This window comes from Teredinibacter waterburyi, from assembly GCF_001922985.1.
GTDB lineage: Bacteria > Pseudomonadota > Gammaproteobacteria > Pseudomonadales > Cellvibrionaceae > Teredinibacter > Teredinibacter waterburyi.
Window position 1 is genome coordinate 1 of the sequence record NZ_MRUH01000126.1, and the last position, 793, is coordinate 793.

The 793-nt window shown below is 54.5% G+C and carries 1 protein-coding gene; it reads left to right on the top strand.

All coding sequences use genetic code 11. The features are described 5' to 3' along the window. On the top strand, window positions 1-793 hold a 793-nt coding region (locus IDZ20_RS10815), incomplete at both ends, for a GLUG motif-containing protein (protein WP_281250567.1).

The window sequence follows — 793 nt, forward strand, 5'->3', positions numbered from 1 at the left end:
ATACCAATGGCGATGAGCTGCTGGATGCTTCGGACACCTATTGGAATGAAGGCGAAGGCTGGCTTGTGATTGGCGATTACAATAATCGATTCGAGACCGTGTTTGACGGCAATGGCTACAGCATCCACAACCTGATGATTAATCGCCCCGATAGCTTGTATCAGGGGTTATTTGGCTATATAGATGGCGCGACTATTCAGAACCTCGGCGTCCAAGGGCCGTTAATGTCGATTACCGCGAGCCGCTATGTGGGTGGCCTTGTAGGTATTGCAGGAAGCAGCACCCTTACAGAGGTATTTTCAACAGGTAAGGTAGAGTCAACCACTAGTTCCAGCGCCTACGCGGGTGGCTTGGCGGGTTACCTAAGCTCAACGGAGCTGTCTGCCTGTTTTGCCACGGGGGCGGTGTCTGCGGCTGGTTACGATGTTGGCGGACTTGTGGGCCGTATAAGCACCTCGACTATTAGCGACTGCTTTGCGACCGGGGCTGTTGCAGGCAGCAGTGATGTTGGTTCTTTGGTGGGGTACGACAGCTCTGGAGCAAGTGTGGCGAGCCGCAATCTGTCGACCGGTGGCGGCGCGTATAACAGCAATGTTGGTTATTTTAGTGGCACCCCTAGTTATAACTACTGGTGGACGGATTCAACAGCTCGCAGTGCCAGTGATGAGGGTACCGGTGCGGCCCTAGCTGAATTGCAATGCCCTACCAGTGCCGATAATAGCGATTGCACCAGCGTTAACCTCTATGTGGGCTGGGCTGACGCACTAACCAATGACGGCGAGCCCCGCTGGGA